Genomic DNA, 8394 nt, shown 5'->3' with positions numbered 1-8394 from the left:
TTTGCCATCCCATACGGGATTACTTTCTGTGGCTTTAAAGATCTGATGACCATATCTGTCAAATATAATTGCTGAGAAATTCCTAAACTTGGCTATTCCAGCAAAGCTGATTACATCATTATTACCATCATCATTCGGGGTAATGGCATTGGGTAAGAAGAACGTATAGTATTGTACTGAAACATCACAAGAGGTTCTGGTATTTCTTACCCTGATGGCATATACTGTATTCCTATGGACATTGTAGAAGGTGTTGGAACTTTGCCATGTTACTCCGTCATCGATAGAGAATTCTAAGGCAAGGTTTTCATGGTTTTTCACGACAATCCTTAGTGCATCATTTTCATAGATGATCTCCAAGATATCCGGTACCTGGGTATAAGAAACATTTGCTGAATATACTTTAGAGCATACTCCATTGCTGATCGTTACAGTATAGGTTCCAGCCTGAGTAACTTCAATCGTCCTTGTGGTTTCTCCCGTACTCCAGTTATAGGTATAGTTAGGGCCTGACCCGGCATCCAATACTCCTTTCTGACCTTCACAGATCTGAATTTCATGAAGTGAAGACTCAATAGCAGGAACTACGGTAATGGTGATGCTTGCTTGAGCGATACATCCATTTGATCCTTTTCCTTCCAGTGTATAGGTTGTGGTATCCATGGGGGAAACGGTCTGGGTATTTCCACTACCGGGTAATCCTGTCCATACATATGAAATACCTCCTGAGGCGGTCAGGGTTACTGAATCTCCTTTACAGATTGCCAACTGGGTTGCAGATAGAACAACTGGTGGAGGAATCTTATTTTCCTGGACTGTTACATTGCTTTGCTTTACACAGCCCCCAGGAATAGCACTGGTGATGGTCAGGGTATAGACTCCCCCGTGATTCACTACAGGCATTAAAGTATCAGCTCCTGAAACAATATTTCCACCTGGTCCTGCAGTCCACTGGAAGATAGCTCCTGGCTGATATACTGATCCTGTGGCATCTAAAGTAATGGTTGGCAAATTACAGGTAATGGTCTGTGCGGGAGGAACAATATTTACAATGATCTGAGAATCCATATTTACGGTTACCGATTCCTGATATTGACACCCTAAAGGAGTGGTTGCCGTAACAGTATATGTTCCCGCAGTGGTAACAGTAAGGGTGTTTCCGGTATTACCATTGTTCCATTGGAAAGTATTTCCTGTTCCGTTAGCTGTAGCAGTTAATATGGTAGAATCCCCCTCACAGAACATCAGATTACCCGAGATCTGAAGGTTGGGATCTTCATCTTTAAGTATAGTTACTGACACTGGATCACTCTGGCATATTCCATTGTTATTGATTAAAGTATAGGTTCCTGCGGCGCTTACGGTAATGGACTGCGTGGTTTCTCCTGTAGACCATGTGTTTCCTGTCGATGAACCGGAGGTTAAGGTTACCGGAATGTCATGACAAATCACAAGAGAAGAAGTGGTAATGACAGGAATGGGTTTTATGTTGACCGTAAGCTTTAGCTCTGCAATGCTATAGCAAAAGCCAGCAGATACACGAACATAAATAATATTATTTCCTGAGGTATAAGCTGTAGGATTGGAAATGTTGTTTGTATTCCCCGCATTGGCATCAGCTAGGTTTTCATAATAAGTAAATGTTATTCCCGATGTTGTGGAGATTGAGCCTTCAGCCGATGTGAGATCAAAGGTGGCAGTACCTATATCAGAACAAAAATTCAAGATTGCATTTTGAATTGTAGGCATCTTGGAAACATTGAGATGTAGCGTGACCTGTTCACAATCTGTAAACTCTGGATCATTTCCACAAAATTTATATACAATAGTATCAGTTCCGATATATCCTGAATTCGAAGTATAGATAATAACCCCGGAGGTCGGATCTATTGTTACGGTACCATGAGATGGTGGTGTAACGATTGTAACACTTCCCGAAACCGTTGTTTGCGATGAATAGGAAAACTGCGGAATAATGCTGAGTGGATCATTACATACAGTATCATTCTTATTCGTTTCAAACAGGCAGGTATAAATCTTGTAAACCGGGGTGAATTTAGTCTCACATCCTCCAACAGTTATTTTCACTGTATAATTTCCTCCTTGAACTGGCTTATATATGTTCGAAGTAGCTCCAGGAATAATATTCCCATTAAGATACCATTGATAGTTATCATAGCTGTCATCTACCTCAAGTATCATTTCGGGTATACATTCACCCGATTTCCTCACAATGGTTGGCACAGAAGAAAAACCCGCAAAATACCCTCCGTATCCTGCAGTACTATACCCTCCGTTTATTCCCGCAGTTAGAGCCTTGTCTGAGGTAATGGTCGCATTTCCTGTAATATTCTGTATAGAATAAGTAGCCCAGTTACTGTTACCCTGAAGTGGATAAGGCCCCTGAACAGGTGTGGGTGAAATTCCGTTGACCTTTACATTCGCTCCTGTCTGCGTAAGAATGTTCAACCTTACAGATGTAGATGTAATATTAGGCATTTCATTGATCTTACCGATTTCATCCATCTTTTTGGGTAAGAAACAATCTAAGGAGGGAATTAGGTTATATCCGCCAGTATTACCGACAGAGCCAACTCCTACCAGCTGATAGAGGTAGACATTTTTCGAAGTTTTCACATACATATTAAAGTGTCCATTGCCTTGGTTAATGTAGGCATTAGCTAATATTCTGTAATACTGTCCTGCATTAATTGTTGCTATAGGAACAGTACTGCTGTTCAGAAAGATTTGGGTATTATTTTCGGTAGCAATAATAATTCCTCCATCCATATTATAGGGACTTGTAGAAGCACTTTTTATCATGGCGAATTCACTTCCTAAACGTTCTATAGGCACCGACTGATCCATAATTAAATCAGAACCATCATTGCCTGATGTGGCAAAATATCCATTGGAATTACCATTGGTTACCGTAACTGGCTTATTGGTGGTAATCTTTGCTCCAATAAAGCCATCTCTATTAGCTACTGTATTGGCTATACCTGCGAGAGTATAAGACTGACCTTTATTTAAATTGACCGTAATAGTGGTGGGAGATAGAGGCATATTAAGGAAAGTTACAGCAGGATTATATCCTGAAATATTCACTGTTGTATTGTCTTCTGTTGCTAAAATTCCTGTTGTGAAGTTATTGATACTGGAACTAACTGTTATCGGAGCTGCTGCTGTGAGGAATTCCGTCCCGCTACCAGCCCTGCCCTTGGATGTAATTATTTCAGCATGGCTTCCAACTGCAATTCTCATCGTTAAGAAATAGGGTTTATCTCCTTTTGTGTATATTCCTTTATTAGAAGGTGAAGCAGCCTCTGCAATTGTCGTGAGTTTTATATAATTGGGTGCTACGGCAAAAGTTGTAGGTGAACCTTTACTGACGGTAACACTTCCGATCTGAATATTATTGCTGTAAATTTTAATCTCAAAGGGCGTAGTAGAGTCTGTTGAAAAATATAGAGCATGGCTGTATCCACTCCCTGTGCAGTCGTAATAGGGTGCAATCCAGTGGTCCGTATCCCTTTGTCCAAAAAGTTCAGTCGATGACAAACAAAATAATAATAGTAAAAGAATATTTTTCCCCATGTAGAGCAATGTTTTAAATTTCTTGTTAGATCACAGGAATTGAGCATTAACTACCTATCGCAATTCCAAAAAATTTATTATTCCTGCAAAGTTGATCACATCAATTTGGCCATCGCCATACAAAGTAGTTTTTCGTCGTTATTTTTTATCATTTTTTCGCAAACTAATCATGATGAAATTGGATGCAAACATAAATACTAAATATCTGTATTACAGGTCATAACATGTAGTATTATCACACGCAACTTATAGTTTTTTATCTATAATCCAATACTCTATATAAAGAAAAAAAATAATTGATCACCCTTACAGATTTGTTGCCTTCGATGATGTGGATGATAATGGAATGTTCTGTTGATAAAAAATGTCTGATCTCTTTTTTTAAACTTAAAAATAGTCTTAAATAATTGAGAAACAGCATAACTTGTCTTTTTGATCTTTATAATCCATACACTTATACTAATTTTAGAATGCTTAAAAACTCATCCATGAATAGATCCAGGCAGCAGCCTTTCATCAGTCTTTGATCGGGAAGCAATAAAGTGGAGCGGAAAATCGTTTTCATTGCCACTTCCCCCTCTTTACGGAATCGTTTACTGTCTGTTATATAATTTTTCATTAAGCTACTAAGACCCAAATCTTCAATGATTCCCTAATGATAGGCGCCATGCAAGGTATGATGGAAGCCTTCATATCAATCTTACCAGAATCCCAAAATGAAGATTATGAGGAACTCTCTTTTGAAAATCAAATTAGGAAGAGGAAAAGAAAACCAAAGGGATAAAAAGATAAACATAAACTAAATTATTTTAAATTTGAATTCAAATAATCATATTTTAAAAATGAGTATGTCAGAAACCAGTGGTAATTTAAACAAATCTGTCCATCTATTTGTTTTAAAAATATGGATACTGACAAGCCTTATTTCAGCAGTTCCGATTCAGTTAATAAGTGTTCTTCGACACCAAGCTCATTTTTGGAATGGATTTCTAGTTATCTCAGGCTTTGGCTTAATCCTTTCCATACCTGCAATGGTAATTTTAGCACTAATAATTAAGAAATGGACAAATAATAAAATAATTTTAGTCTTTCTCTGTATTGTATTAGTCTTTACTTCCTTTCTTTTTTCGGATTTACAAAGATAAGCTCTAACAGAACATTTATTTATCCATGTATTTACTCAGCAATAATTTCAGGGCTGATAATCATTATAAATATTGAGAAAAAACATCATTTAAATTAGAATAAACATTAAAAAATATTATACTTTGACCGCGATTTCATGTACACATTTTGTGAATATTTTATAAACATTTTGTGAATAAATTTAGGATAAATTATTACTTTTGTACTATTATGAACCACCATCCATACCACACATATTACTCTAACCTTACTCCGATTGAAAAGAAGTCCAGTCCCAAAGAATTATTTTTCAAGGGTGATTTTTCTCTTTTGGAAAATGGGAGAAGAGTATCTGTAGTAGGTTCAAGGAAGGTTTCTGACTTAGGAGTGAGAAGAGCCAGGAAAATTTCTAGGTTCTTGGTTGAAAATAATATTACGGTAGTAAGTGGACTGGCAGAGGGAGTTGATGCAACAGCCCACAAAACAGCTATTGAATTAGGTGGTCATACCATTGCTGTAATTGGAACCCCACTTAATAAATATTTTCCTGCTGCCAATAAAAGTCTCCAGGATATCATTGCAAATGATCATCTTTTGATTTCACAATTTCCGGAAGGATATTCTACCACCAGTAAAGATTTCCCAATTAGAAACCGTACTATGGCTCTTATTAGTGATGCAACAATAATCATTGAAGCCAATGAAAAAAGTGGAACCAGACATCAGGGATGGGAAGCTTTACGATTGGGTAGAGAACTTTTTATAATGGAAAACGTTATTAACGAAAATATTAGCTGGGCAAAAGAAATGCTGAACTATGGAGCTCAAATCCTTACCAATGACAACTACGATGACTTAATACTTGATATCCCATACCTTACCGCTAAAGCCGATTATGCGTTTTGAGTACCTGACTTTTCTGGTCTATTCCCCGAGAGGGAAAAATACAGTTGCCGTGCAATCCAAAAACATTGAGGGGCGCATTAAAAATGGCGAAGCTGGGTTTACAGATCATTTATCATTACGCTTAAAAGAAAATAATCTACATACTTATTTTGAAGATGCTACTTTAGTACCTGTTCCAAGAAGCTCCCCCCAGGTAGATGGAGCCGTATATCCATCTTTGATTATCGCAGAAAACTTAGTCAAAAATGGAATCGGAAATAGTGTAACTAATTGTTTAAGCAGAACAGAGGCAATCGCTAAATCAAGCAGTAAGTTCAGTGCTGACCAACGGAATTCGGTGAGCACCCATTTAAACAGTTTAAAAGTAGAACCACTTATCATTTCGGAACCCACTATTATTATTGTAGACGATATTTTAACGCTAGGAAGAACAGCCTATGCAAGTGCTTTACTGCTAAAAGAAGCCTATCCTGATAAAGAGATTAAGATTTTTTGCCCAATGAGAACCAGAAGCTTTAATGAACCGGAATCATTAACGGATATAAAGAGAGATTTCTTAAGAGCTGGACTCAATGATAACGTTCAGCTTCCTGATTGATTACAGTAGGCAAAAGAACCGGTTAGACAGTACACTTCTTTCACGGAGTTACTGGTAAATTTAACTTTTCAAACATTGTCAATTAGTCTCTAATCGACTTCAGTTGAATTGTGCACACAATGTCTGCATAATTGGAAACACATGCTAAAAGAAGCCTTTTATATCCAACCCCTGCCATATAATCCCTATCCTCATGCAGTTTCTCTATTTTCATTTTTCTATCTTATTTTTATAAATATGCAAGGAGAAGATGATTTAAGGGGTTTAGCTAAAATAATGGAATTCATGCGCGCGGTAAGTATTTTGCTTGTACTGATTCACAATTATTGGTTTTGCTACAGTTTTTTTCATGAACATGATTTGGTATTGTCTACAATAGATACCACTCTTACGAATTTTCAACGAACCATTGGACTTTTTTCACATCCACTTTATACCAAAATATTTGCTTTGATTCTACTTATTTTAAGCTGCTTAGGAACCAAAGGTGTTAAAAATGAAAAAATAACCTGGACTAAAATTTATCTTTCGATGGGCATTGGGTTTGTACTATTTTTTCTTAATACTCCGCTATTGAAAATCTCACCAAAACCTTTTGAAATACTTTATATACTAAGTATGGATTGGGGTACATTACACTACTGATGGCAGGAGTTTGGACGAGCAGGCTGCTGAAACATAACTTAATGGATGATGTCTTCAATAATGAAAATGAAAGCTTCATGCAGGAAACCAAACTGATACAAAACGAGTATTCTGTTAATCTTCCTACTAAATTCTATTATAAAGGAAAATGGCATAGTGGATGGATTAACGTAGTAAATCCTTTTCGTGCAAGCATCGTCCTGGGTACACCGGGATCAGGAAAATCCTATGCTGTAGTGAATAATTACATCAGGCAGCATATTGAAAAGGGATTCTCAATGTACATCTATGATTTTAAGTTTGATGACCTTTCAACCATTGCTTACAACCATCTATTACACCATTCAGACGGTTACAAAATAAAACCAAAAAATTTTACATCATTAACTTTGATGATCCCAGGAAAAGCCATCGGTGCAATCCTTTAGATCCTATTTTCATGACAGATATTTCTGATGCATATGAAGCTGCTTACACCATTATGTTGAATCTTAACCGAAGCTGGATACAGAAGCAGGGTGACTTTTTTGTTGAAAGCCCCATTATACTTTTAGCTGCAATTATTTGGTTTTTAAAGATTTATAAGGATGGTAAATACTGTACTTTTCTACATGCCATCGAACTGCTCAATAAAAAATATGAGGATGTTTTTACGATCCTGACCTCCTATTATGAACTGGAAAACTACCTCTCCCCTTTTATGGATGCCTGGCAGGGAGGAGCACAAGATCAGCTTCAGGGACAGATCGCCTCGGCAAAGATTCCCTTATCACGAATGATCTCTCCACAGCTCTACTGGGTGATGACAGGAAATGATTTCTCACTCGATATTAATAATCCGAAGGAACCGAAAATTCTGTGTGTAGGTAATAACCCTGACCGTCAGAACATCTATTCAGCTGTCCTAGGATTATAACAATTCACGGATTGTAAAATTGATCAACAAGAAAGGTCAGTTAAAGAGTTCTATTATTATTGACGAACTGCCCACTATTTATTTTAGGGGGCTGGATAACCTGATAACAACCGCCAGAAGCAATAAAGTAGCTGTATGCCTGGGGCTTCAGGACTTTTCACAGTTAGCGCGCGACTATGGTGATAAAGAAAGTAAGGTGATCCAAAACACCGTTGGAAATATTTTCAGCGGACAGGTGGTTGGAGAAACCGCAAAAGCATTATCTGAGAGATTTGGTAAAGTTTTGCAAAAAAGGCAAAGCATATCCAACATCCATTTCAACGCAATTGGATAGTTTGATTCCAGTTTCAAAGATCTCACAAAATGATAAAGAGTATGAGAACCGTCCTAACAGGCTAGCAACTCTAAAAAGATTATACTTTTCAAATTAAGCACTTCATTAATCTCTAATATAATTTTTACTTTCGTCATTGTTCCTGTTTTTCAGTAATATCCATCCTGATCTTTTAAACAGTTTTCCACTGATTTGGTCTTCCCATGAAATGGTATACCAATAGGTACCCGTAGGATTTGTCCTTCCTAAATGTTTGCCATCCCATACGGGATT

Annotated in this window: 3 protein-coding genes and 1 pseudogene; 3 read left to right on the top strand and 1 reads right to left on the bottom strand. The window is 37.2% G+C overall.

The window, feature by feature from the left end:
- A partial coding sequence (locus tag J7E44_RS23860) for an FIDD domain-containing protein (protein WP_214834705.1) occupies positions 1–3597 on the bottom strand: 3597 nt, incomplete at its 3' end.
- Between the two features lie 1356 nt (positions 3598–4953).
- Here J7E44_RS23860 and J7E44_RS23855 point away from each other — a divergent pair.
- The 3 genes and pseudogenes from J7E44_RS23855 to mobC form a co-directional block, all read left to right on the top strand.
- Positions 4954–5628 carry a DNA-processing protein DprA gene (locus J7E44_RS23855; RefSeq protein WP_214834703.1) on the top strand — a complete coding sequence of 225 codons (675 nt, stop codon included), beginning with the start codon at positions 4954–4956 and terminating at the stop codon, positions 5626–5628.
- Positions 5618–6226, top strand: coding sequence for a phosphoribosyltransferase (locus J7E44_RS23850; RefSeq protein WP_214834701.1), 609 nt, complete (start codon positions 5618–5620; stop codon positions 6224–6226). Before J7E44_RS23855 ends, J7E44_RS23850 begins: the two co-directional genes overlap by 11 nt.
- Before the next feature lie 237 nt (positions 6227–6463).
- Positions 6464–8146 (top strand): annotated as a pseudogene (gene mobC / locus J7E44_RS23845) (conjugal transfer protein MobC); the annotation flags it as partial.
- Positions 8147–8394: the final 248 nt, after the last annotated feature.

The sequence above is a fragment of the Chryseobacterium sp. ISL-6 genome (assembly GCF_018613715.1).
Classification (GTDB): domain Bacteria; phylum Bacteroidota; class Bacteroidia; order Flavobacteriales; family Weeksellaceae; genus Chryseobacterium; species Chryseobacterium paludis.
The sequence above is the reverse complement of the archived record's forward strand: the minus strand, read 5'-3'. Positions and strand labels throughout refer to the sequence as shown.